Here is a 23,890-nt window from a genome sequence, read left to right on the forward strand (position 1 = left end):
TCATAAGCTGCATAACATAAGGTCCTATGGATAAAATAGAAGTTCGTGGTGCGCGCACGCACAACCTCAAGAACATCGACATTGATTTGCCACGCGACAAACTCGTGGTCATAACGGGCCTGTCTGGCTCAGGCAAATCATCATTGGCTTTTGACACGCTCTACGCAGAAGGACAGCGCCGCTACGTTGAGAGCCTATCGGCCTACGCTCGACAGTTTCTGTCGATGATGGAAAAGCCCGACGTTGACCATATTGAAGGTCTTTCGCCTGCCATTTCAATTGAGCAAAAATCTACCTCACACAATCCGCGCTCTACCGTAGGCACCATTACAGAAATATACGATTATTTGCGTTTGTTGTTTGCCCGTGTTGGTACGCCAAAGTGCCCTGACCACGATGTTCCGCTTGATGCGCAAACCATTACGCAAATGGTTGATAAAGTGCTCGAAATGCCTGAGGGCACCAAATTGATGCTGCTTGCTCCTGTAGTACAAGAGCGTAAGGGTGAGCATATAAAAACCTTGGAAGGTTTGGCTGCCCAAGGCTTTATTCGCGCTCGCATAGACGGCGAGGTATGCGACTTATCTGACCCACCAGAGCTCGATTTACGCAAAAAACACAGCATTGAAGTGGTAGTAGACCGATTTAAAGTGCGCGACGACCTCCAGCTTAGACTATCTGAATCTTTTGAAACCGCGCTTAACCTCTCAGGAGGCAACGCGAAAGTTGCCTTTATGGACGAGCCATCAAAAGAAGAGATTGTGTTTTCAGCCAATTTTGCCTGTCCGCACTGCGGATACAGCATAAGCGAACTTGAACCACGTATTTTCTCGTTTAATAACCCGGCAGGAGCGTGCCAAACCTGCGACGGCCTTGGGACACGACAATTCTTTGACCCACATCGGGTGGTAAGCAACGAAGAGCTTAGCCTAACCGGCGGCGCAATACGGGGTTGGGATAAACGCAGCTACTATTATTACCAAATGCTGATGTCGGTGGCAGAACACTACAGCTTTGATTTAAAAACGCCGTTTAACGAGTTAGACGATAGCGCGAAAGACATTGTGCTAAATGGCTCAAAAGGCACCTCAATCAAATTTAGATATATCAACGAGCGCGGCGATATTATGGAGCGTAAGCATCCATTTGAAGGCATTATTCCGAATATGGAGCGCCGCTACCGCGAAACCGAATCAAACACGGTGCGCGAAGAGCTGGGCAAATACATGTCGCACCAACACTGCAGCGCCTGCTCCGGAACAAGATTGCGTTTAGAGGCGCGCAATGTATTTATAAACGGCACCAATTTACCTAGCATTACGCGTCGCTCAATATCAGAGGCGCTAGACTTTTTTGCCAATCTCGATTTAAGCGGACAAAAAGCCGCCATTGCCGACAAGATCCTAAAAGAAATAAACGACCGCCTGCAGTTTTTAGTTAACGTAGGCCTTAATTATTTGTCGATGGAACGCAGCGCCGACACCCTGTCGGGCGGTGAAGCTCAGCGCATTCGCTTAGCGAGTCAGATTGGTGCCGGCTTGGTGGGTGTCATGTATGTGTTGGATGAACCCAGCATTGGCCTGCATCAGCGTGATAATGAGCGCTTACTTAAAACGCTGCGTCACCTGAGAGATTTGGGTAATACTGTGATTGTGGTTGAGCACGACGAAGACGCTATCCGCGAGGCCGATTATATTGTTGATATCGGGCCGGGTGCGGGCGTACACGGCGGTGAAATTATTGCCCAAGGTTCATTAGACGACATTAAAAACTGCGAAGCGTCTTTAACGGGCCGCTACTTAGCCGGCACAGAAGGCATTGACGTACCCGAAAAACGCACTCCCACTAAAGGGCGCAAATGGGTCAAAATGCTCGGCGCGACCGGAAATAACTTACAGTCGGTCGATTTAGCCATTCCTACCGGATTGATGACCTGCGTAACAGGGGTATCGGGTTCGGGTAAATCAACCTTAATCAACGACACGTTTTATCGCATTGCCCAGCGCGAGCTTAATCGTGCGACGGTAAATGAGCCATCGCCGTACAAGAGCTGCACGGGTTTGGAAAACCTCGATAAGGTGGTTGATATTGACCAAAGCCCCATTGGCCGAACGCCGCGTTCAAATCCTGCCACTTATGCCGGTATATTTACGCCAATACGCGAGATATTTTCAGGCACTCAAGAGGCTCGCTCTCGCGGCTACAAGCCCGGACGCTTTAGTTTTAACGTAAAAGGCGGGCGCTGTGAGGCTTGTCAGGGCGATGGCGTGATAAAAGTAGAAATGCACTTTTTACCCGACGTATACGTGCCATGCGACCTGTGCGCCGGCAAGCGCTACAACCGCGAAACACTGGAAATAAGGTTTAAAAACAAAAACATACACGAAGTGCTAGAAATGACGGTAGAAGACGCTCGCGACTTCTTTGATGCGATCCCAGCGATTAGTCGAAAACTGCAAACCTTGATGGATGTAGGCTTGTCGTATATTCGCTTAGGCCAGTCTGCGACCACGCTATCGGGCGGTGAGGCACAGCGGGTAAAGCTGGCCAAGGAGTTGTCTAAACGCGATACGGGCCAAACTTTGTATATTCTTGATGAGCCCACAACAGGTCTTCATTTTCACGATATTAAACAGCTCTTAGCCGTATTGCATCGCTTGAGAGACCATGGCAACACCGTGGTGGTAATTGAGCATAACCTCGACGTTATCAAAACAGCCGATTGGGTCATTGACTTAGGTCCGGAGGGCGGCTCTGGTGGCGGACAAATTATTGCACAAGGCACGCCCGAAGATGTGGCTCAAGTTACGGCATCGCATACTGGGCATTTTTTAAAGCCTATGTTGCCAAAAACAAAAAATCTAAAGAGTAAATAGGACATGAGCATGCTAACCGAAACCTTTGCCGTGCGCTTTTACGAAACCGATGCCTTAAAACACGTGAGTAATACGGTATTGGTAGGCTGGTTTGAAGCCGCTCGTTTTCCTATTTTTAAAATATTTACGCCCACCTTAGATTTAGACAATTGGCCGCTCATACTGGCCAATTACAACGTTGATTTTTTGCAGCAAATTTTTATGGACGCCGAGGTTACGGTTAAAACCGGAATATCGCGCATTGGCAATAGCTCCTTTGTGGTTTATCAAGAACTCTGGCAAAGCGAAGAGCTCAAAGCAAAGGGCACCACCACTTTGGTGCATTTTGACTATCAAACCCAGCGCTCGGCCGCCATTGGCGATGACGCTCGCGCTAAACTTAATGAGTTATTTGTTGAGGCCTAACGAGCACTAAATTACGCGCCGCTTTTTACCTCCGAGGCGCGTAAATCTTCCTATCCGAAACGCATAAGATGCAGTAATCTGTTAACCAAATGTTAACACCCCTAGGGTGTGTTTTTAGGCTATTTGGGAGATAGATAATGCCTCGGCTAAAGCAAGCACGTTTTATATTGATGTTGGTCAGCGCAGTGTGTTTAAGCGCTTGTTCTGATAAATCTGCAAATGAATGGCAGCTCAGCGAAAGTAACCACAGCGTGCGTCATGAAGCAGGTTTAGTTGCACACAACAACACCATGGTCTTACTTGGCGGTCGCGGCGAGCGTCCTATTGAGGTATACGACAGCGAAGCGCACAGCTGGAAACAACAACTTACCCCAGCGCAAGAGCTGCATCACTTTCAAGCGGTCAGCCATGATGGACTGATTTATATCATTGGCGCACTTACCGGTCCTTGGCCAGAAGAAACTGCCGTTAGCGAGGTACTCACGTACAACCCAGACACGCAAACGCTCATTGCGTCTCATAAAATACCAGAATCACGTCAACGCGGTGCGGCCGGTCTGGTCGTGTATCAAGACGAATTATATTTGCTCGGCGGCCTAACCAACGGGCACATGGGCGGCAGCGTGCCTTGGTTTGATAAATACAACCCACAAACCGGACATTGGCAAACTCTGCCTGATGCACCGACTGCTCGCGATCATTTTCAAGCAGTTGTGGTTGGCCATAAGCTCTATGCAATTGCTGGTAGACAGACTTCTCATGCCACTGGCGAGGGCATGTCGCTGACGCAAGCACAGCTTGATGTTTACGATTTTAACACGCACACGTGGAGCACTCTGCCCGCCTCAAGTAACTTAGCCGTGCCCAGAGCGGGAAACATGGCCAGTGCAATTGGCAAACATATTATGGTGCTGGGCGGAGAATCTAGCGCACAGACCCTTGCGCACAACGAGGTCAGCATTTTTGATACTAGCACCTTAAGCTGGCAAAACGCAGAGCCTATGCAAGAGGGTCGTCATGGCTCGGGTGTTGCCATTATAGATAATAAAATTTATACCGTGTCGGGAAGCGGCAAAGCCGGCGGAGAGCCTGAACTTACTACTATGGAGTATTTAAACCTAAACGATTTTGACTTAGCGAACACGGCAAATTCGGCAATTAGTTTTGGCCAAGCGTTTACCCTCGATATAGTCGGGCCAGAGGTGTCTGAAACCGACAGCGTTAATCCTTTCACGCAGTATTTAATGCGCGTTACATTTTCACATCCCAGTGGCCAAACCAAGGTTATTGAAGGCTATTTTGCAGGTGACGGTAACGCCGCGAACACTAGCGCAAAAGCAGGCAACATATGGCGCAGTAAATTTACGCCCCAGCGCACCGGCGAGTGGGAATATAGTGCAGCGCTGTATGAGGGTGAGGATGTTGTATTTGCAAGCGAGGAAAGCCTTACGGCGATGAGTCCTATAGCGCAGGCAAACGGTACATTTACCGTAGGCAAAGTACGTCCCAACGATGGCTTTTTTGCACAAAATGGCCAGCTCAGTGTGAAAAACGGTTATTTCTTCTTTCCTCACACCCAACGTTACTGGATAAAAGCAGGCGCCAACAGTCCAGAAAACTTTTTGGCTTATAATGAGGTTGATGGCACATACCGTGCGGCTCAACAAGCGCGCGATGGCGAAGCAAAAGCTCCAGACTTTATTCACGAATTTACAGCCCACGTACAAGACTGGAAAGCGGGCGACCCAACATGGCAGCAAAACAAAGGTAAAGGCATTATTGGTGCTATTAATTACATGGCCGACATGGGTATGCAATCTCAGTATTTTTTAACCATGAACATTAACGGCGATGGCGCAGATGTGTGGCCCTACACTTCACATGAAGAGTTTGAACGCTTTGACGTAAGCAAATTAGCGCAGTGGGACGTGATATTCAGTCATTTGCAGGCTCGCGGCATCATGCTGCATGTGGTAACCCAAGAGACTGAAAACGAACTCTTGCTTGATGGGGGCAATACTGAGCGCCTGCGCCAGCTTTATTATCGCGAACTGATCGCGCGCTTTGGCTACCATAACGGCTTGGTTTGGAACTTGGGAGAAGAGAACGGGCCTGCTGAATGGTCACCTAAAGGCCAAAACGACGAGCAGCGTATTGCAATGGCAGCATACTTTGCCCAAAACGACCCTCATAATAATCCTATCTTTTTACACACCCTGCCTAGCGCGAGCGATAAAGACACCATTTTACCGCCGCTTTATGCAAGTGCCTTCGACGGGATGTCGTTTCAAGTCGACAATCGAGAAACGGTATTCAGTGAGATTATGAAATGGCGACGCGCGTCAGTTAACAATGGTGTAAGCAATAATGACGGCTGGGCAATCACCATGGATGAAATTGGCATGTGGCACACTGGGGCTAAAGTAGATGCAGACGACCCCACTCACGACAGTTTGCGCCGGCACGCGTTATGGGGTGCATTAATGGCCGGAGCAACGGGCGTAGAATGGTATTTTGGTGCTCACCAGCCGCACAACGACTTATCATCAGAAGACTTTCGTCAGCGCGAAAATTTATGGAAACAAACAAAAATTGCTGCCGACTTTTTTAACGAGCAAGCCCTTAGCAGCCTCAAACCACTTACCGACGGTCAGGGGCTGTATCACATGCAAAGTGACACAGTGGATATCATTTACTTTTTACCCATGAGCAGCGCTGAACTGCCGCTAGCGGCAGGCCTTTACGATGTAACCTGGCTAGACCCTATCAGCGGAGCACGTATGCATAGTGCTGAGGTAGAACACAGCGGTGAAGGAATGTTGAAAATAAATGTGCCCAGTGATTTTGCACAAAAAGATACGGTACTGGTACTAGAACGAAAAACGCCTGCATAGCAGGCGTTTATTCAACATAGTAGGCGCTAAATACGCTCTTGTTTTAACCGCTCGCTAGTATTTAAACTGGCGCATGATGCGGCTAAAGTCTTCCGACAGCTGCTCTAACTCGTGGCTAACGTGAGTCAGTTTTTCGGAGCTTGAGGCAGTATCCTCGGTTCGGTTATTAATTTCATCTACGTTATGACTAATCGACTGAGCCACGGTTTGTTGTTCACCGGTAGACTTCGCAATTTGGTCGTTCATCAAGGTAATGCGGCTAATTGTCTGGGTAATTGCACCTAAACTGCTACCGGCTTTGTTTGCTTCATCTACACTCAATGAAGCTTGCTCTGTACCTTTGGCCATTACCGTTACCGCAGAGCGCGCAGCGGTTTGCAACTGCTCTATGGTGGTCTGAATTTCTTCGGTTGATTTTTGCGTACGAGAGGCAAGGGTTCTTACTTCATCTGCCACCACCGCAAAACCGCGGCCTTGCTCGCCTGCACGCGCAGCTTCAATTGCCGCATTAAGTGCAAGTAGATTGGTTTGTTCCGCGATGCCTTTGATCACATCTAACACCACGCCAACCTGATTCGAGTCTTCTTCAAGCTTTTTAATCACTACGGCGGTTTCGTCAACACGTGATGCAAGCACCTGAATGCTAGATACGGTCTGATTTACTACTCGCTGACCATCATCTGCCGCACCCGAGGCCTCTGTTGCAGCTTGAGCTGCTTCATTTGCACTTGCCGCCACCGCATTTACACTGGTGGTCATGTCATCTACCGCAGCTTTTGCATCAGCCGCCGACATTTGCTGTGCCGAAATAGTCGTGCGAGCGTTAGTGGATACCTGATTTAGGTTGTCGGCTAGGGCAGCAAGCGGCTGGCTAGCGTTGCCTATATCGCGCACTACGTTTTGTAGCTTTTCAACAAACTGGTTAAACCAATGCACCAAATCACCAATTTCGTCTTTGTTAGCGGTGCGAATGCGTACCGTTAAGTCGCCGTCTTCTTGGGCGATGTCTTTTAACGAGTTAACAACATTGAGTATGCTAGAGCGAAGGTTACGCACAATTGGAATGGCTACGGCAAGCAGCACAATTGCAGTAATCAGGCCCATAAATATGCCTACTTGGCTCAGGCGCTTTGCCGCGACGTTAGAGGTTTCAATGGCGGCTTCAAATTCTTCTAATTGGCTCTGGCTAAATTTGGTTAACGCGCCGGTTGCCGCGTCAAAATAGTCGTTCATTTCTTGGGTTAGGTCAGCGAGCTTAGAGAAGTCGGCGGTGTTGTTTACCATCGACTCACTTACCCCGTAGGCTACGTCAAAATAACGAGCAAAATCACTGAGGATGGGCGCTACGTCGTTAGCTAAATTTTGATCGAGCGTTCTAATCGCCTCAAGGTTCTCAATCGTGGTATTAGCTTCGGCCTTTGCTTTTGTGAGCGATTCTTCATCGCCGGTGGTAACTGCCGCGCTCAAGCTCGATTTTACATTTTCCATGTTCACCAAAGCATTGCGAGATGCTAGTAAAGCTGGGAATTGAAGCTCGCGTGCGTCTTCTAGTAGCTTTACATTAGTGCTGGCCGTACTTGCCGTAAAACCAACAAATACAACAAAGCTAAGTATAGCCATGCCCGGAATAGCAAAAAGCTTTTGCGCTATGGACAAACGGGCTAAAAAGCTTGTGAAAACATTCATAACATACCCACTTAAAGAATCTAAGGTGTTTAATTTAAGCATGTCATGAACGCTATCCTTACTCGAAGGCCTCCACTGACATACCTGATAGTCGATATCCTACTGACGCGATATCTCCCTGCCACCCCTCGGTTGACAAGGTTCCTGTCACCCAGATGGCATCGTATAGATTATCTATCGGCACGCCTTCAGAAAATATTACATAAACTATTTGATTTGATGGTGGAGGCGGTACATGCACGCAAGCACCAAAGTACGGCACAAGCAGAAATTCAGTAATCGCATCGGCGTCACCTTCGAGGGGTACAACGAAGCCCGGAATTTTCACCAGCTTTTGGTTCAATTCTTCAACTAAAGGCGCATTAGGCTGGGCTTGCGTCATGTTGCCATTGTGATCCATCGGCACTGGCGGCACCACAAAACCTTTGGGCACTAGGTCTTCCCAATACACTTCTTTAGGCTCGTTAGCCAAAGCGAAATTGGCACCTAATGAGGGTATAAAAAACACGAAAAATAAAACTGTCCCAATAACTTTTGGGTTTAACATGTTCATCTCCTGCTTTGCTTTGCATAAATCGGGTATGTTTGTATAAAAGAAAAGCCCGCAATGCGAGCTTTCATCTAATCTTGAGTAGTGTTTAGCTTTGGTGACATTACATACGTGACAGTCGTGCCGCAAAAAACGCTAATTAAGATTAATCGGCGTCTTTTTGGTAGCGCTGAGCACTCGACACAATTTCTGCTTTAGCACCTTCAATACCATCCCAGCCGTCGATTTTTACCCATTTTCCTTTCTCAAGGTCTTTGTAATGAGAAAAGAAATGCTCAACTTGGTCTTTAATGAGCTGCGGTACGTCACCGATATCTTGAATATCGTTATACGATTGAGAAAGCTTAGCTACGGGTACAGCGATTACTTTTGCGTCTTGACCAGATTCGTCGGTCATATTAAGCACACCAACAGGGCGACATTTAATGACTGAGCCTGCCAATAAAGGATGTGGCGTCATAACCAATACGTCTACTGGGTCACCATCGTCAGACAAGGTGTTATTTACATAGCCGTAGTTGAGTGGGTACTGCATGCAGGTGCCCATAAAGCGGTCTACAAACAAGGCGCCGGTGTCTTTATCAACTTCGTACTTAATAGGTGATGAAAAGGCCGGTATTTCGATGATCACGTAAACTTCATCAGGCAAGTTGCTGCCCGCAGGCACGTCATTTAAACTCATGTTGGTTCCTTCACTAAGTGGTATTAATAAGATAAAGCAATGTTGCAAGTATAGTGAATATTGCCAGCGCTATAAAGGCTTATTAAGCATGGAGGGCCGAATTTTACTCACTATTATCGCAACTGGCGGCTTAACTAAGTATCACTTAACGTAATACTCCAAGCAGCTTTCTACCTCTTCTTTTGAACCGAGCAAGGTCGGCACGCGTTGATGAATTTCACTGGGCATCACTTCCATAATACGGCCTTCGCCAGTAGAGGCTAGGCCGCCTGCTTGCTCAATCAAAAACGCCATTGGATTTGCCTCATATAACAAGCGCAGCTTTCCCGGAATTTTAGGATTACGCTTGTCAAAGGGATACATGAAAATACCGCCTCGACACAGCACTCGATGAATATCACCCACCATCGCCGCCACCCAGCGCATGTTGTAATCTTTCTTTCGTGGTCCGTCTGCACCAGCAATAAGGTCTGCAACGTATTGCTGAATGGGCGCTTCCCAATGACGCTGATTAGACGTGTTAATGGCAAATTCACTGGTTTGCTCTGGAATTTTTACGTTAGCTTGAGTCAGCAGAAAGCCGCCGTGCGTTTTGTCTAAAGTATATAAGTGCGTGCCGCGACCGGTAGTCATGGCCAGCATGGTTGAAGGACCATAAAGCACATAACCCGCAGCCACCATTTGCGTACCGGGTTGTAAAAATGCAGACGGGTCGTCAGGCTTCATCCATTGAGGAGCGTGCGCAATCGAAAAGATAGTACCAATCAAACTGTTGATTTCGGTATTTGACGAGCCGTCCAAAGGGTCAAAACTTACTAGATAGTTGCCGTCTGCGCTACATGGCACAACGTCTTCTTCTTCTTCAGAAGAAATCGCTTTTACGTAACCTGAGTCTCTTAGGGTGTCTTTTAAAATTTGATTCGAAATCACGTCCAATTTTTTTTGCGTTTCGCCCTGTACGTTTTCACTCAAGGTTGAACCTAACACGCCTGCCAATGCGCCTTGACTTACGCGGAACGAAATTTCTTTACAGCCCGCTAAAAGGGTACGAATAAGTAGAATTAATTCTAACGGCGCACCGTCTTGTTGCAGTTGGGAGTTGAGGCGTTTCATTAAAAACAAGCTTCCTTTGTTGAGTTGTTTGCGCAGACCTGAGTCGCAAAATAAGAATGAGATGGTACATAAACGAGCAGTAATTACATACGTATGCAAGCCTCTTTATTGTAACCATCTTAATAAATAGCTCAACTGCTGAATCTTAATTTTCATAATTCAAATTGAAAATATCCTAAATAAGCTCAGCTCTGAATAAGAAACACTGCAAACAATTGATTTTTATTACTATTTCCAATTTTAACATCCGGTGGTGTTAAAAAGGTGATTCACTGCGTTATAAGCGCTGGGCGATGTTTCTTAGCCAGAGCTGAGCTTGACTAAAAATCATAGATACGGCTTGTCTATGAGTTCTGATACACTTGCACTATTGCTTATTTGCTAAAGCTGACAACAAGAAGAATACGCCTATGCACGTACATATTTTAGGAATTTGTGGCACCTTTATGGGCGGCATTGCTGCCATTGCAAAAAGTTTGGGCTACACCGTCACAGGCTCCGACCGTAACGTTTACCCTCCCATGAGCACGCAGCTAGAAGAGTTGGGAATTGCCCTGTCTGAGGGTTACGACGTTAGCCAGTTTGACCCAGAGCCCGACATTGTAATTATTGGTAACGCCATGGCCCGCGGTAATCCGGCCGTTGAATATGTGCTCGACCGCAACCTCGCCTATACCAGTGGCCCGCAATGGCTGCTTGACCATTTGCTAAAAGACCGTTGGGTACTCGCAGTGGCGGGGACTCACGGCAAAACCAGCACTACCAGTATGCTAGCTTGGATATTGGAAGCTACAGGGCTTGAACCAGGCTTTTTGATTGGTGGCGTGCCTGAAAATTTTGGCATCTCTGCCCGCATTGGTAAAACACCATACTTTGTGATTGAAGCAGATGAATACGATAGTGCATTTTTTGACAAGCGTTCTAAATTTGTGCACTACCGCCCACGCACCCTTGTACTGAATAATTTAGAGTTTGACCATGCCGATATATTTGATGATTTAGACGCCATCAAAAAACAGTTTCATCATTTAGTGCGCACCGTGCCCTCAAACGGATTAGTGCTCGCCACAGCAGCCGAGGCTAATATGGAATCGGTACTTGAAATGGGCTGTTGGAGTCAAAAGCAATTTATCGGTAATGCACAAAAAGCAACATGGCAAGCCAAGCCCCTCAAATCTGACTGTTCTAACTTCACCGTTATTCATGAGGGCAAAACGGCTGGCGAGGTGCAGTGGGATCTCATTGGCGAGCATAATATGCACAACGCCCTCATGGCAATTGGCGCGGCGCATCACGCTGGCGTAAGCTTACCCGATGCCATAAGCGCACTAGGCACATTTAAAAATGTAAAACGGCGCATGGAAATTAAAGGCGTAGTTAACGGCGTAACGGTTTACGACGATTTTGCCCATCACCCCACCGCGATTAAAACCACCATTGACGGCTTGCGTAACAAGGTAGGGAATCAAAAAATTATCGCAGTATTAGAACCAAGGTCAAACACCATGCGTATGGGTGTTCACAAGAATCAACTTTCTCAGTCTTGGCAAGTGGCCGATGAGGTGCATCTTTTAGAGCCAAGCCAACTGACTTGGTCATTACAAGAACTGGTACAAAACAGTAAAGTGCCGGTGTATCTATATAAAAACGCGGAGCAAATTGTGGCGCAACTTATGACCAAACTAAAACCCGGAGACCACGTGCTTATTATGAGCAACGGCGGCTTTGACTCTATCCATAAGAAGCTGCTTAATGCCTTGGCAGAAAAACATGCGTAAGTCTATCACACTAGCCATTACGGGTGCTTCAGGCGCGCCATACGCTTTAAAGCTTTTAAGCATGCTTATAAAAGCCGACTACCATGTATTTTTGCTAATGTCGTCAGCAGCCAAAGTAGTATTTGCCACTGAAGAAAATATGCAAATACCCGGGCAAAGCGAGCAAATGGCAAAGTTTTTTGCCGAATATGCAGGCGGAAGCGAAGAACAAATCACCGTGTGCTCAAAGCAAGAATGGTTTTCACCAGTAGCATCTGGCTCTGCGGCGCCCAAACAAATGATTATTTGCCCTTGCTCAACCGGTACATTGTCTTCTTTAGCGGTAGGTGCGTGCGACAATTTAATAGAGCGAGCTGCTGACGTTGTCATTAAAGAGAAGGGCCAGCTCATATTAGTGCCCAGAGAAATGCCGCTATCGAGCTTACATCTACAGAACATGCTGACCTTATCTAACCTTGGGGTCACCATCATGCCAGCGGCACCGGGTTTTTATCATAATCCAAAGACAATTGACGACTTGGTCGACTTTGTCGTTGCGCGCATCCTCGACCATATCGGCCTTGAACAAGGCCTAGTGGCCCGTTGGGGTTATGATCAAAACAGGGGCGCGAAAAATAAATAACTAAGCCAATGTTTATTTTATTGGTGGAGTTTGTGTAAAGGATGCTTTGGCTGCTGTTGTGCATCTGCATTTAATTGACTTACAGAGGGGCCGCGTTTGAAAAACGCTGTGAACCCATCCATGGGCGCTCGGCGAAATCATCCATGATTTCGACGTTTTCAAACGCGGCCCCTCTGCAAATCAATCCATTTCGAGATTGCACGGCACAACAACAGCCAAAGCATCCTTTCCACAAATATACAGTCACTCTACTTTTTAGCTTTGATTAGGATAAAACCATGAAAAAACGCATTTTATTCGCAGCACTCTGCGCTATCGGCACCGCAAATTACGCCTACGCATGGGGCCAAACAGGTCATCGCGTTACCGGTGCAATTGCCGAGCAGTATCTAACTGATGACGCGAAAGCCGCAATTGCACGTATATTACCCAATGAAAGCGTCGCAGAGGCCTCTACTTATGCCGATGAAATGCGCTCAAATCCTGATCATTTCTGGCAAAAAGTAGCAGGTCCCTTCCATTATGTAACCGTACCTGAGGGTAAAAACTATGTAGAAGTTGGCGCGCCTGAGCAAGGCGACTCGTATAGCGCACTGACCGACTTTACCAAAACCTTAAAAGACCCCAAAGCAAGCATGGCCGATAAGCAGCTGGCTTTGCGCTTTGCCATACACATTATTGGTGACTTGCATCAACCTCTGCACGCAGGAAACGGCACGGACCGCGGCGGAAATGATGTGAAGGTACAGTTTTTTGGCGATGACTCTAACCTGCATCGCGTGTGGGATTCAGGGCTAATTGATCGCCGAGGCTTATCGTTTACCGAGTGGAGTCAGTGGCTAGGAAGCAAAATAAGCGAGCAGCAAGCAGAAGAATGGATGACCACCGACCCATTAATTTACATAGAAGAGAGCACCCGCATTCGAGATGAAATTTACCCAGAGGGTGAGCGCTTGTCGTGGGACTACCTTTACAACCACATACCAATGGTTAAGCTGAGACTTCAGCAGGGCGGCGTCCGCATCGCGGCATATCTCAATGAGGTCTTCGCAAGCGAATAAGCGTTTAGGAATTATGCCTCTACGTCGAGCGGTTCAGGCGATAAAATGATGCCTGTGCCGTCGGCGTAAACAAAATCTTCGGGCAACAGCGTAACGCCAGCAAAATTAACCGCAATATCTAAGTCGCCTATTTCTCGGCTTTCTGCACTTACAGGAATGGCATTGAGTGCATGAATGCCAATGTCGAATTCGTCGAGTAAGTCGACATCACGAACCGCCCCATAGCAAACTATACCTTCCCAGCCATTATCCACGGCGAGCTGCATATTGTCAGTGTCAATTAAGGCACGTCGAAGGGAGCCACCACCGTCGATAACAAGCACTTTTCCAATGCCGTTGGTGGCCAACACTTTATCTACTAAGCCACGGTCTTCAAAGCATTTAATAGTTGTGACCTCGCCAGCGTATGAAAAAGCGCCACCGTAGTTGGTAAAAATAGGGTCGACTACGTCTATGCTGTCGGCGTATACATCGCACAATTCTGAGGTGTTAATATCCATGCTGACTTAACTCTAGTTAGGACTGTCTTGGTTACCCTAGTGTAAAATACCACTTTAGTAAACCTTGAGCCCTGAATTAACGGCAATTTCAGTTGCATTTTAGCGCGTTGCAGTGCAAGGTTAGCTCATTACGATTTAGCTTTGATTTACACCATGACAACGCGACAAAAATTAGCCTTAACAGCAATGGCAACCTTGCTGCTTTGTGCTTGTGGTCAACGAGGACCACTCTACTTACCCGAACAAGCTGCGCCACAAAACCAAGCAACACCCACAACCGAGAGCGATGTTTCTAACGAGCAAGGGGTGTAAACATGGACTTTTTTGAATATAAAAACGGCGCCATGCACGCTGAAGATGTATCGCTTAGCGACGTTGCCCACTCTCATGGCACGCCCTGCTATGTCTATTCACGTGCAACACTAGAGCGCCATTGGCATGCATTTAACGACGCGGTAAGTGCTCACAAACATTTAATTTGTTATGCCGTAAAAGCAAATTCTAATTTAGGCGTGCTATCGGTACTCGCAAAACTTGGCTCTGGCTTCGATATTGTGTCTGGCGGTGAGCTTATGCGAGTAATTGCTGCGGGCGGCGACCCTGCCAAAGTGGTGTTTTCCGGCGTAGGCAAAACACATACAGAGATTCGCTTGGCCCTAGAAAAGGGCATTAAGTGTTTTAATGTTGAGTCAATTCCAGAACTCGAGCGCATCAACGAAGTTGCGCAATCGATGAATGTAAAGGCGCCTATTTCGCTGCGCATAAACCCAGATGTAGATGCAAAAACCCATCCTTATATTTCAACCGGCCTGAAAGCGAATAAATTTGGTATTGCCCACGAAGATGCGATTAAAACCTATACTGCGGCCAATGCCCTCTCTCACCTTGAAATTAAAGGTATGGACTGCCACATAGGCTCGCAATTAACCGACATCGCGCCATTTGTAGATGCCTTGCAGCGCTTATTAGGCTTAATCGACGAGCTAGCGGCATTGGGTATTCATATAGAGCATCTAGATGTTGGCGGTGGTTTGGGCGTGAAGTACAACGATGAAACGCCTCCGCATCCGAAAGAATACGCGGCGGCGATGGCAGAAAAAATGAAGGGCAGAGAGCACCTCACCCTTATTTTAGAGCCCGGACGAGCGATTGCTGCAAATGCCGGGGTACTGATCACTAAAGTAGAATTTTTAAAGCAAGGCGAAGAAAAAAACTTTGCCATTGTGGATGCTGCCATGAACGACCTCATTCGCCCTGCACTTTACAGCGCTTGGCAGAAAATTGAGCCGGTGACGCCGCGCGAGGGCAACAGCGCAATATATGACGTCGTTGGCCCGGTGTGCGAAACCGGAGACTTCATTGGCAAAGACCGAGCGCTTTGTATTATGCCCGACGATTTGCTAGTGGTAAGAAGCGCCGGCGCTTACGGATTTGTGATGGCGAGTAACTACAACAGTCGCTGCCGTCCAGCTGAAATCATGGTTGACGGTAGCAATGTGCATGTGGTGCGCGAACGTGAAGTGCTTAGCGACCTGTGGAAGCACGAGCACACATTATAATTGCATACATATAAAGGCAGTGAAGTTGTAATATGAGCCAGCCACCTAACAGTACGCCAACCAAACGTCCTATGCTTAGCTTTGCTAAAATGCATGGCTTAGGCAACGACTTTATGGTGGTAGATAATGTCACCCAAAATGCGTTTTTTTCAAAAGAGCGTATTATGCAGCTTGCCAATCGCAATTTTGGCGTAGGCTTTGACCAACTTCTGTTAGTCGAACCTCCATACGACCCCGACCAAGATTTTCACTATCGGATTTTTAATGCCGACGGTAGCGAAGTATCGCAGTGCGGAAACGGCGCTCGCTGTTTTGCGCGTTTTGTAAAACAGCGCGGATTAATTAACCGCAATAAAATTGTGGTTAGCACCAAAGCGGGCCGCATCGTGCTTTACCTAGAAAAAGAAAATCAGGTCACGGTGAACATGGGACGTCCAATATTCGAACCAGCAAAAGTGCCGTTTACCGCCAATAAACAAGAGAACATTTACATTATTCGCGATGCCGGAAAAACGCATTTTTGCGGCGTTGTTTCTATGGGCAACCCGCATTGCGTGTTACAAGTAGACGACATAGATACCGCAGATGTGCAGGGCATTGGCAGCTTTTTAGGTCAACACGAACGCTTCCCTGAAGGGGTCAATGTTGGCTTTATGCAAATTATTGACGACAGTAAAATTCGTCTACGCGTATTTGAACGCGGCGCAGGCGAGACCCTTGCATGCGGCAGTGGTGCTTGTGCGGCAGTTGCAGTTGGCCAAATCCAAGGTAAACTAAAGCAAGAAGTAGAAGTGGAGTTGCCAGGAGGTAAGCTCACAATTAAATGGCAGGGCGGCGACTCAGTACTCAAAATGACCGGCCCCGCAGAACATATTTACGATGGACAAATTCCTTTATGAGCAACAATCAGGTGAGCACCCAAGAGCAATTAACCAGCGACGCCGACACCCAAGATAAGAGCACGCACACAGAGCTTAGTACACAGGCAGTAGCAGAGTATTTGCGCGCCCATCCTGACTTTTTCTTAGACTGTCCCGATGTATTGGCCGACCTACATGTGCACCATCAAAGCAAAGGAGTTGTGTCTCTTACGCAGCTTCAGTCTGAACAATATCGCGACAAAATTAAGAGCCTTAAAAAGCAACTTGAAAAACTCATCAGCAATGCCAAACGCAACGAAACTATTTACACCACTTACGCAAAGCTTAACTATGAGATTGTGCAGTGTGAGAGTTTTGAGAGCCTTGAGGCTTTAATGAGCAAAGAGTTATGTGAATCCTTGGGCTTAAGTCATGCCCACATTTATCCGTTTATGGTAGATAAGTTGCCCGCTAGTAAGCTCATGCCTGAGATTCAGCAGAGAGGCTTAGTCGAGAAAAAACTTAATCGCAGCGACTACTATTTTGGACGTTTAGGGCTGAATGAAAAGCAGCTCTTGTTCCCCGGTGAAGTGGCAGAATCTGTGGCACTGACCACGATAGGAAAAAACAAGCCCATTGCTTTACTGGCAATTGCCAGCGCCAACCCGCTGCATTTTACCCCCGACATGGACACGACTCTGCTGAACTACCTGCGGGACTTCCTTTCTTTCCATCTTCCTAAGCTTCTTTAGGGCTTTATGATGCCGGTGCCTCCCTCCATAAGCGGCACTTCTGTAGATGACGCTCAGCATGATGACCCATGGGTTGCAGATTATATTCATGAATGCGCTGTTGTTCGTCAACTATCCAAACATACGGTGAACAATTATCGGCGCCAATTGCTCGGCATTCGCAGCATGCTTGAACTGAGTGACTGGCGCGAATTAGGCATCGAACAGTGTAAACGGGTATTGCATTTAGGGCATCAGCGTGGATTGTCTGCACGCAGTATTAACCTGCAGCTCACCGTATTAAGAAATTTTTGTCAGTTCTTAGTTAAGCAAAAGCATTTAGCCAGCAACCCAGCAAAGAATGTTCATTCAGTTAAGCAAAACAAGCCCTTGCCCAAACAGCTCAACGTAGACGAAATGGGCATGCTGCTTGAGTTTAAGCGCGATGACTTTATTGGCCTACGCGATAAAGCAATGCTCGAGCTGATGTACGGATGCGGGCTGCGTTTATCGGAACTTACAAGCCTCAACCTACACGATATAGAAGAGCATTCACAACAGGGGCAAACGCTGCGCGTAAGCGGAAAAGGCAATAAGCAGCGCATGATCCCCGTCGGCCGCAAGGCGGCGCAGGCTTTAGGTGCGTATTTGAAACTACGCACACAATACAGCGGTCTAGATGATGACAATGCACTGTTTTTATCTAAGCAAAAGCGGCGTTTGTCTAATCGCCAAGTTGCCAACAGACTCGAGCACTGGGCAAAACAGCAAACCCTCTATCAGCAAATAAGCCCACATACACTGCGCCATTCTTTTGCCACGCACGTATTAGAGTCAAGCAATGATTTAAGGGGCGTTCAAGAATTGTTAGGACATGCGAACTTATCGACTACTCAGGTTTACACACATTTAAACTTTCAACACCTCTCTGATGTGTATGACAAGGCACATCCAAGGGCCAAGAAGAAGTGATTGTTTACAAACCCCTTGGCATTATTAAAGCCATTACCTTTGATTTAGACGACACGTTTTATGCAAACTGGCCCTATATTGTTGAAGCTGAGCAACATCTGCGCGAATTTATTGCCGAGCATTATCCGCAAGCCGCTCACTATGATTCGGCAGATTGGCTTGCTTTTAAAAAACAGGCCCTAGAAGAAGACCCGGCGCTTCGCCACGACATGGGGGAACTGCGGACCCTTACGCTGACAAAAGCCTTTGTAAACTGCGGTGTATCTAGCGATAAAATTCCCGAAGCGGTTAGCCAGTGTTTTGATACCTTTTACCACAAACGTTCCGACTTTAGCGTCGACAAGTCTATTCATAAAGCCCTTCGCAAGCTGGCCAAGCGAGTACCGCTTGTGGCGATCACCAATGGCAACGTGAACGTGAAACAAATTGGTATTGCCAAATACTTTACGCATGTCCTACATTCAAGCAAATCTCGGCGCATGAAACCGCATTCTGATATGTTTATTGAAGCGGCCAGACTATTAGATTTGCGTCCCAATCAAATATTGCATGTGGGCGACAACCTAGAAAAAGACGTTTGGGGCGCTACACAAGCAGGATATTACTCAGCATGGTTTGCCTATGACCGCGACATGGTTTTGAGTCGTGAGACTGTGCGCACCCTGCCGCATCTGCAGCTGCAATCAATTGCGCAACTTAAGAAAGTACTTAAGGGACAAAAACAGGAGGACTAAGAATGTCAGACAATGCCTATACACCCCCGAGTGTTTGGACATGGGATAGAGAGAGCGGTGGCAAGTTTGCCAATATCAATCGGCCTATTTCTGGCAGCACCCACGAAAAAGAGCTGCCGGTAGGTGAGCACCCGTTTCAGCTGTACTCGCTTGCGACCCCAAACGGCGTAAAGGTGACCATTATGCTTGAAGAGCTCCTAGAAGCGGGTTTTGCCGAAGCCGAATACGACGCATGGCTAATTAACATTCAAGAAGGCGAGCAGTTTTCCTCAGGCTTTGTTGGGGTAAACCCAAACTCGAAAATTCCTGCACTCATGGACTACTCAAACGAGACTCCGCAGCGCGTATTCGAATCAGGGTCTATTCTTGTTCATTTAGCGGAGCGCTTCGACGCGTTTTTACCAAAGACAGGTCATGATCGCACCGAAACCTTTAATTGGCTGATGTGGCAAATGGGCAGCACCCCATTTTTAGGCGGCGGTTTTGGTCATTTTTATGCCTACGCTCCCGAAAAATACGAATACCCTATCAATCGCTATGCAATGGAAGTAAAACGCCAGTTAGACGTCTTAGACAAACAGCTCGCCAAGCATGAGTTTATTGCCGGAGAGCAATATACTATCGCCGATATGGCAATTTGGCCGTGGTATGGACTGCTGGCTCACGGCAGCTTGTATGAAGCGGGAGAATTTTTGCAGGTACAAGACTATAAGCATCTTCAGCGCTGGACCAAGCAATTACTAGAGCGCCCCGCCGTGCAGCGTGGCCGAATTGTTAACAAAGTATGGGGTGAAGATACCCAACAGTTGAAAGAACGCCACAGCGCCAGCGACTTTGACAAATAGCATGCTTAGCAACAAGCAAGACTGACACTTAAGCTAGCACATCAATGTGCTAGCGCCTTAGGTCTTCGTCAAACATATCTGGTTCTAGCACTAAACCTGGCTCGTCAGGATTTGGACAAGCTACAACCAAAAGCTCATCACCCTCGAGGCCCGTTGTCCATCGCTCAAGCCACTCATTAACGCCAATGCTTTGTGCTTTGCAGTCGGCCCAATCTCCGGTTGCCCAGTATTGTGCGTAATCCTGTGATGGCCATACCGGCACACAATCCTCGTCTTCTGTATTGAGCATCACACAACCGTGTTCGTCGGTGAGTATCCAGAGCAGTTGTGTCGTTTTGGCTTGGGCCAGCAAATGAGTATAGCGTTTGTCGGCTGGCATTTGCATGATTGAAAGCAGAGTAGATGTCATATTTAATCCGAACCTGCTTCGTCAGCCAGCACGTTTTGTTGCATCGAGTCGCACGGCATGTCACAGTTGGGTTTGCCAACCACTTTCGCTGGCACACCCACCACAGTCATACAAGCAGGCACAGAATTAAGCACTACGCTTCCTGCACCCACTTTTGAGCCTCGACCTATCTCGATGTTGCCTAGAATTTTTGCGCCTGAGCCTATCATTACCCCTTCACGCACTTTAGGGTGACGGTCGCCCTGCTCGCTTCCTGTGCCGCCAAGCGTCACTTCTTGCAGAATCGATACATTGTCTTCTACAACAGCGGTTTCTCCAATCACAATACCTGTGGCGTGGTCAAACATGACCCCTTTACCAATTTTCGCTGCAGGATGAATATCAACTGAAAACACCTCTGAATTGCGGCTTTGCATAAACAGAGCGAGTTCTTTTCGCCCTTTTTGCCACATATAATGCGCTAAACGATGCACTTGCAAGGCCTGAAAACCTTTAAAATGAATGAGCACCGGCAAGAAGCTAGATACCGCAGGATCACGCTGAACAATAGCCTGAGCATCGGCCACCGCAGCATCTACCATGGCAGGATTAAGTAAGTATGCCTCATCAAACATTTCACTTACCGATATAGCCGGCATAACGTCGTCGCTTACCTTGTTGGAGAGAATAAAGCTTAAAGACGTTTCGAAGTTATGATGATTTTGTACGCAGGCATGTAAGTAGCTTGCTAGCATGGGTTCTCGGCTTGCTACTTCTCGTGCTTCTTGCTTTATTGATAGCCAAAAAGCTTCGCTGCTAATAGTGTTTGGCATGGCTGGCCTATTTTTGTAAATCGAAATGACTGTGAGTTTATAGACGCAATTGTAGAACACATGGAGCCATCGTCCAAATAAAAGCAGATAATGGCTATTTTACGACTTGGTTTCGGCCATTTTGTTTTGCAGCGTAGAGCTTCTGATCGCTCGCTTTCATCCATTCGCGCCATGTATATTCATCAGACACCTCACACACACCTGCACTCACCGTTAAATCGATGTCTTTATGCAACTGCGTACTTTCGACCACCGCCCGCATGGCTTCGGCAACCGCAAACCCTTCGGCTTCCGACGCATTTGTCATCAGCAGTAAAAACTCTTCTCCTCCCACCCGAAACAGCTTGTCATTCGCGCTCATATATTGGGTAATCAACTGCGCAAAAGAGATAAGCACTTGGTCGCCAACGTCGTGACCATGGGTATCGTTTATTGGTTTGAAATGGTCGAGGTCGAAAGCACAAATGGTGGCGGTTTGCTTGTTTTTGGCGCACTTAGCAATAGTGTCGCTCAGGGTTGTGATGAGCGTTGCTCGATTTAAGCATTGCGTGAGTGGGTCGGTTTCAGAGCGAGCTTTTAACAAGCGTCTTTGTTTGTCTATTTCGCCAAAACAAAAATACATAAACAGGCTGCAGCCAAATAGGGTCACACTAAAACGCAAGTAAACCGCTTGTTCCAATGAAAGATAGGCGGCGGCTGTAACAGATAAAAACAAAAGGATATTAGCGTAGCGAGCATGTCTTAGGGGCAAAACTAAATAATAAGCACACACCGCCATGTAGGCCCAATACACACCCATCACGCCAATACTTTTAATCGCAAAAATCACTGACAGGCCTAGCGCAGGAGCAAGACCCAACAAGTTAAACGCCAGCACATATTTACCTTGAGTACACTTGTAAATATTGGCCAAACACACCACTAAAACACTTAAGGAGGCAAAACCCACAAACATTCTAGCGTTAACTAAGTTCAAAATAGCAAAAGGCGTGATAAGTAACAGGCCAATGGCAGAAATGGCAAATACTGAGCGCACTAAGAACTTTTCATGATGCGGCGTATCGGGCAGCCACGCACCAAAGCGTTTAGCCGAAGATGAATTAGGTCCGATGCGACTCATAGACGGTTCACCATTACATGCTCACCTGATTGCGGCCATTTTGTTTTGAAAAATAAAGCTTATCATCGCTGTTTTTCATCCATTCGCGCCAGCTTAAGTGCTTGTCAGATTCAGCTACACCAACGCTTACGGTAACCGGATGACCACTGATAATCTCAGAGCTACTTAGCGTTTCTCGAATGCATTCGGCAATGCTAGCGGCGTGTGTTTTAGTAGTATTGGGCATTAATAGTAAAAACTCTTCACCCCCTACCCTGAATAATTTGTCGTCTGAGCGCATATGCTGGGTAATGATGGCACTGAATGCTTTTAATACCTTATCGCCCACATCATGCCCAAAATCGTCGTTGATATGTTTAAAGTGGTCTATATCGAACATGCAAAGCGTTGATGTTGTGTCGTTGACGTGCTGTTGATGCGCAAACTGCGCAAGGGTATCTTGTAAAGACTGACGATTGAAGGCTCCGGTCAAAGGGTCGGTCAGCGACTGTGTGCTAAGCAAATTACGTTGGTTTTCAATTTCTCGAAAACAAAAATACATAAACGAGCCGCAGCCTAAACTGGTCACCATAAAACGCACGAGCACTTTTACGTCAACATAAAAAAAGGCAGTAACAGACGCCACAACAAATAGCACAATCGCGGCTTTTACTGCATATTTTAGCGGCAAAATTAAGTAGTAAGTACACAAAGCCATGTAGGTCCAAAAGGTGCCTATCACGCCAAGTTTTTCAATGGCAAACACGATGGAGAATGCGAGCGCTGGCGCTGCGCCCCATAAATTTAGCCATAGCACGTATTTACCTCTAAACGACGCGACTGTATTAAGTACGCATACAACAAGCACCGCAACCGAGGCAATGCCAATTAGGCTGCGACCTTGATAAAAATTGAGCCAAGAAAACGGCGCGATAATGAGCGCGCCTAAAATACACATTACCAAGACTGAACGCACTAAAAAGCCGTTCTCAACAGGCCCTTCTGGCAGCACGCTTTTTGCAAGCGCGCTTTTAATCCTGATAAGCGTCGGGCTATTACTCATGAAGCTGTATCTATCGCGGTGAATTTTTGCATATCTTTGTATCGACCGCCTAAGCATAAACTAAAACGGTTCATGCTCGGGGTAGCTTGGCCGTGTTATTCCTATATATCGCTTGTTTGAAATCCCTTTGTAGGACTCGCTTTTGGGTAATCACTTTTGGGGAATCACTTTTTAGCGATAACAAAGGTAAGAGGCTTACTGGCGCTTAGTTTGCCGCCGCTTATGGTGACCTTGTCGTCGCGCATCGCCTGTCGCACTTCGCTATTTACCTTATGCATAAATACAATGCGAACAATCACCACTAGCGCAGCAATGGGCATTAATACATTAGCAATGTAAGCATAAGCCTCTAGGCTCGGTACAAAGGTAACAGCCATGAGCAACAACAAAACAAACAACAGTACGTACATAGAATAGGGCCTAAATACGACAACAATTTCATTGTCGGTTTCTGTGCGTTGGTATAGTAGGTTCATGAATAATCCATCGCGCTGTACGCGCTGTTTTAAAAAGCTAATGCTCTAACAATAAAAAACTGTATAAATAAACAGCTATGTGATAAAAACATCACATTGTTTGCTACACTATTGGCAGCTTATTTTACTTAACGTTATTACGCAAAAACGACTTAAAGGTTTA

23 protein-coding genes are annotated in these 23,890 nt (G+C 47.0%); 13 read left to right on the forward strand and 10 right to left on the reverse strand.

Features of this window, described 5'->3' with window-relative positions; translation table 11 throughout:
- Window positions 1–26 precede the first annotated feature (26 nt).
- The 3 genes from uvrA to ACFO4O_RS13015 all read left to right on the forward strand — a co-directional run bounded on the left by uvrA (window position 27) and on the right by ACFO4O_RS13015 (window position 6,175).
- Window positions 27–2,876 carry an excinuclease ABC subunit UvrA gene (gene uvrA, locus ACFO4O_RS13005; protein WP_382409206.1) on the forward strand — a complete coding sequence of 950 codons (2,850 nt, stop codon included), beginning with the start codon at window positions 27–29 and terminating at the stop codon, window positions 2,874–2,876.
- 9 nt (window positions 2,877–2,885) lie between these two features.
- Window positions 2,886–3,281, forward strand: a complete 396-nt coding sequence (locus ACFO4O_RS13010) for an acyl-CoA thioesterase (RefSeq protein WP_382409600.1) — start codon at window positions 2,886–2,888, stop codon at window positions 3,279–3,281.
- A gap of 137 nt (window positions 3,282–3,418) precedes the next feature.
- Window positions 3,419–6,175, forward strand: coding sequence for a Kelch repeat-containing protein (locus tag ACFO4O_RS13015; RefSeq protein WP_382409208.1), 2,757 nt, complete (start codon window positions 3,419–3,421; stop codon window positions 6,173–6,175).
- Between the two features lie 54 nt (window positions 6,176–6,229).
- Here the strand turns inward: ACFO4O_RS13015 and ACFO4O_RS13020 are convergent, their stop codons facing one another.
- From ACFO4O_RS13020 to ACFO4O_RS13035, 4 genes are all read right to left on the reverse strand, one after another.
- Window positions 6,230–7,903 carry a methyl-accepting chemotaxis protein gene (locus tag ACFO4O_RS13020; RefSeq protein WP_382409210.1) on the reverse strand — a complete coding sequence of 558 codons (1,674 nt, stop codon included), beginning with the start codon at window positions 7,901–7,903 and terminating at the stop codon, window positions 6,230–6,232.
- Window positions 7,904–7,919: 16 nt separating this feature from the next.
- Window positions 7,920–8,408, reverse strand: coding sequence for a DUF3299 domain-containing protein (locus ACFO4O_RS13025; RefSeq protein WP_382409212.1), 489 nt, complete (start codon window positions 8,406–8,408; stop codon window positions 7,920–7,922).
- Between the two features lie 148 nt (window positions 8,409–8,556).
- Window positions 8,557–9,093 carry an inorganic diphosphatase gene (gene ppa / locus ACFO4O_RS13030; RefSeq protein ID WP_382409214.1) on the reverse strand — a complete coding sequence of 179 codons (537 nt, stop codon included), beginning with the start codon at window positions 9,091–9,093 and terminating at the stop codon, window positions 8,557–8,559.
- Between the two features lie 141 nt (window positions 9,094–9,234).
- Complete coding sequence (locus tag ACFO4O_RS13035) at window positions 9,235–10,206, reverse strand: class 1 fructose-bisphosphatase (RefSeq protein ID WP_382409216.1); 972 nt, start codon at window positions 10,204–10,206, stop codon at window positions 9,235–9,237.
- 410 nt (window positions 10,207–10,616) lie between these two features.
- On the opposite strand from ACFO4O_RS13035, the gene mpl reads away from it, so the two are divergent.
- The 3 genes from mpl (at window position 10,617) to ACFO4O_RS13050 (ending at window position 13,667) form a co-directional block, all read left to right on the forward strand.
- Entirely contained in the window at window positions 10,617–11,984 is a 1,368-nt protein-coding gene (gene mpl / locus ACFO4O_RS13040; protein ID WP_382409218.1) for a UDP-N-acetylmuramate:L-alanyl-gamma-D-glutamyl-meso-diaminopimelate ligase, read from the forward strand.
- Entirely contained in the window at window positions 11,977–12,606 is a 630-nt protein-coding gene (locus ACFO4O_RS13045) for a flavin prenyltransferase UbiX (protein WP_382409220.1), read from the forward strand. The genes mpl and ACFO4O_RS13045 overlap by 8 nt, the downstream gene beginning before the upstream one ends.
- Before the next feature lie 278 nt (window positions 12,607–12,884).
- Window positions 12,885–13,667, forward strand: coding sequence for a S1/P1 nuclease (locus tag ACFO4O_RS13050; RefSeq protein ID WP_382409222.1), 783 nt, complete (start codon window positions 12,885–12,887; stop codon window positions 13,665–13,667).
- 11 nt (window positions 13,668–13,678) lie between these two features.
- Here the strand turns inward: ACFO4O_RS13050 and rraA are convergent, their stop codons facing one another.
- Window positions 13,679–14,167: a ribonuclease E activity regulator RraA gene (rraA, locus tag ACFO4O_RS13055; protein ID WP_382409224.1), complete on the reverse strand. Its 489-nt coding sequence runs from the start codon at window positions 14,165–14,167 to the stop codon at window positions 13,679–13,681.
- Window positions 14,168–14,320: 153 nt separating this feature from the next.
- On the opposite strand from rraA, the gene lptM reads away from it, so the two are divergent.
- The 7 genes from lptM to yghU all read left to right on the forward strand — a co-directional run bounded on the left by lptM (window position 14,321) and on the right by yghU (window position 19,868).
- Window positions 14,321–14,479 carry an LPS translocon maturation chaperone LptM gene (lptM, locus tag ACFO4O_RS13060; RefSeq protein WP_382409226.1) on the forward strand — a complete coding sequence of 53 codons (159 nt, stop codon included), beginning with the start codon at window positions 14,321–14,323 and terminating at the stop codon, window positions 14,477–14,479.
- 2 nt (window positions 14,480–14,481) lie between these two features.
- Complete coding sequence (lysA, locus tag ACFO4O_RS13065; RefSeq protein ID WP_382409228.1) at window positions 14,482–15,726, forward strand: diaminopimelate decarboxylase; 1,245 nt, start codon at window positions 14,482–14,484, stop codon at window positions 15,724–15,726.
- Window positions 15,727–15,797: 71 nt separating this feature from the next.
- Window positions 15,798–16,625 carry a diaminopimelate epimerase gene (dapF, locus tag ACFO4O_RS13070; protein WP_382409602.1) on the forward strand — a complete coding sequence of 276 codons (828 nt, stop codon included), beginning with the start codon at window positions 15,798–15,800 and terminating at the stop codon, window positions 16,623–16,625.
- Entirely contained in the window at window positions 16,622–17,338 is a 717-nt protein-coding gene (locus ACFO4O_RS13075; protein WP_382409230.1) for a DUF484 family protein, read from the forward strand. The genes dapF and ACFO4O_RS13075 overlap by 4 nt, the downstream gene beginning before the upstream one ends.
- Window positions 17,339–17,347: 9 nt before the next feature.
- Window positions 17,348–18,289 (forward strand): tyrosine recombinase XerC, encoded by a 942-nt coding sequence (locus tag ACFO4O_RS13080; protein ID WP_382409604.1) that lies wholly within the window; start codon window positions 17,348–17,350, stop codon window positions 18,287–18,289.
- Window positions 18,286–19,023, forward strand: a complete 738-nt coding sequence (locus tag ACFO4O_RS13085) for an HAD-IA family hydrolase (protein ID WP_382409232.1) — start codon at window positions 18,286–18,288, stop codon at window positions 19,021–19,023. The genes ACFO4O_RS13080 and ACFO4O_RS13085 overlap by 4 nt, the downstream gene beginning before the upstream one ends.
- A 2-nt stretch (window positions 19,024–19,025) precedes the next feature.
- Complete coding sequence (yghU, locus tag ACFO4O_RS13090) at window positions 19,026–19,868, forward strand: glutathione-dependent disulfide-bond oxidoreductase (protein ID WP_382409234.1); 843 nt, start codon at window positions 19,026–19,028, stop codon at window positions 19,866–19,868.
- A 49-nt stretch (window positions 19,869–19,917) separates the two neighbouring features.
- On the opposite strand, the gene ACFO4O_RS13095 is transcribed toward yghU, so the two are convergent.
- The 5 genes from ACFO4O_RS13095 to ACFO4O_RS13115 all read right to left on the reverse strand — a co-directional run bounded on the left by ACFO4O_RS13095 (window position 19,918) and on the right by ACFO4O_RS13115 (window position 23,727).
- A complete protein-coding gene (locus ACFO4O_RS13095; RefSeq protein WP_382409236.1) occupies window positions 19,918–20,277 on the reverse strand; it encodes a DUF2750 domain-containing protein in 360 nt (119 codons plus the stop codon).
- Window positions 20,278–20,279: 2 nt separating this feature from the next.
- Window positions 20,280–21,089: a serine O-acetyltransferase gene (cysE, locus tag ACFO4O_RS13100; protein WP_382409238.1), complete on the reverse strand. Its 810-nt coding sequence runs from the start codon at window positions 21,087–21,089 to the stop codon at window positions 20,280–20,282.
- Between the two features lie 94 nt (window positions 21,090–21,183).
- The gene (locus ACFO4O_RS13105; RefSeq protein ID WP_382409240.1) at window positions 21,184–22,209 is read right to left on the reverse strand and encodes a GGDEF domain-containing protein; all 1,026 of its coding nucleotides are present in this window, start codon (window positions 22,207–22,209) and stop codon (window positions 21,184–21,186) included.
- Window positions 22,210–22,222: 13 nt separating this feature from the next.
- Window positions 22,223–23,251, reverse strand: a complete 1,029-nt coding sequence (locus tag ACFO4O_RS13110) for a GGDEF domain-containing protein (protein ID WP_382409242.1) — start codon at window positions 23,249–23,251, stop codon at window positions 22,223–22,225.
- Window positions 23,252–23,415: 164 nt separating this feature from the next.
- Window positions 23,416–23,727, reverse strand: a complete 312-nt coding sequence (locus tag ACFO4O_RS13115; RefSeq protein ID WP_382409244.1) for a hypothetical protein — start codon at window positions 23,725–23,727, stop codon at window positions 23,416–23,418.
- Window positions 23,728–23,890 lie beyond the last annotated feature (163 nt).

This window comes from Glaciecola siphonariae (assembly GCF_042652645.1).
Lineage (GTDB): Bacteria > Pseudomonadota > Gammaproteobacteria > Enterobacterales > Alteromonadaceae > Glaciecola > Glaciecola siphonariae.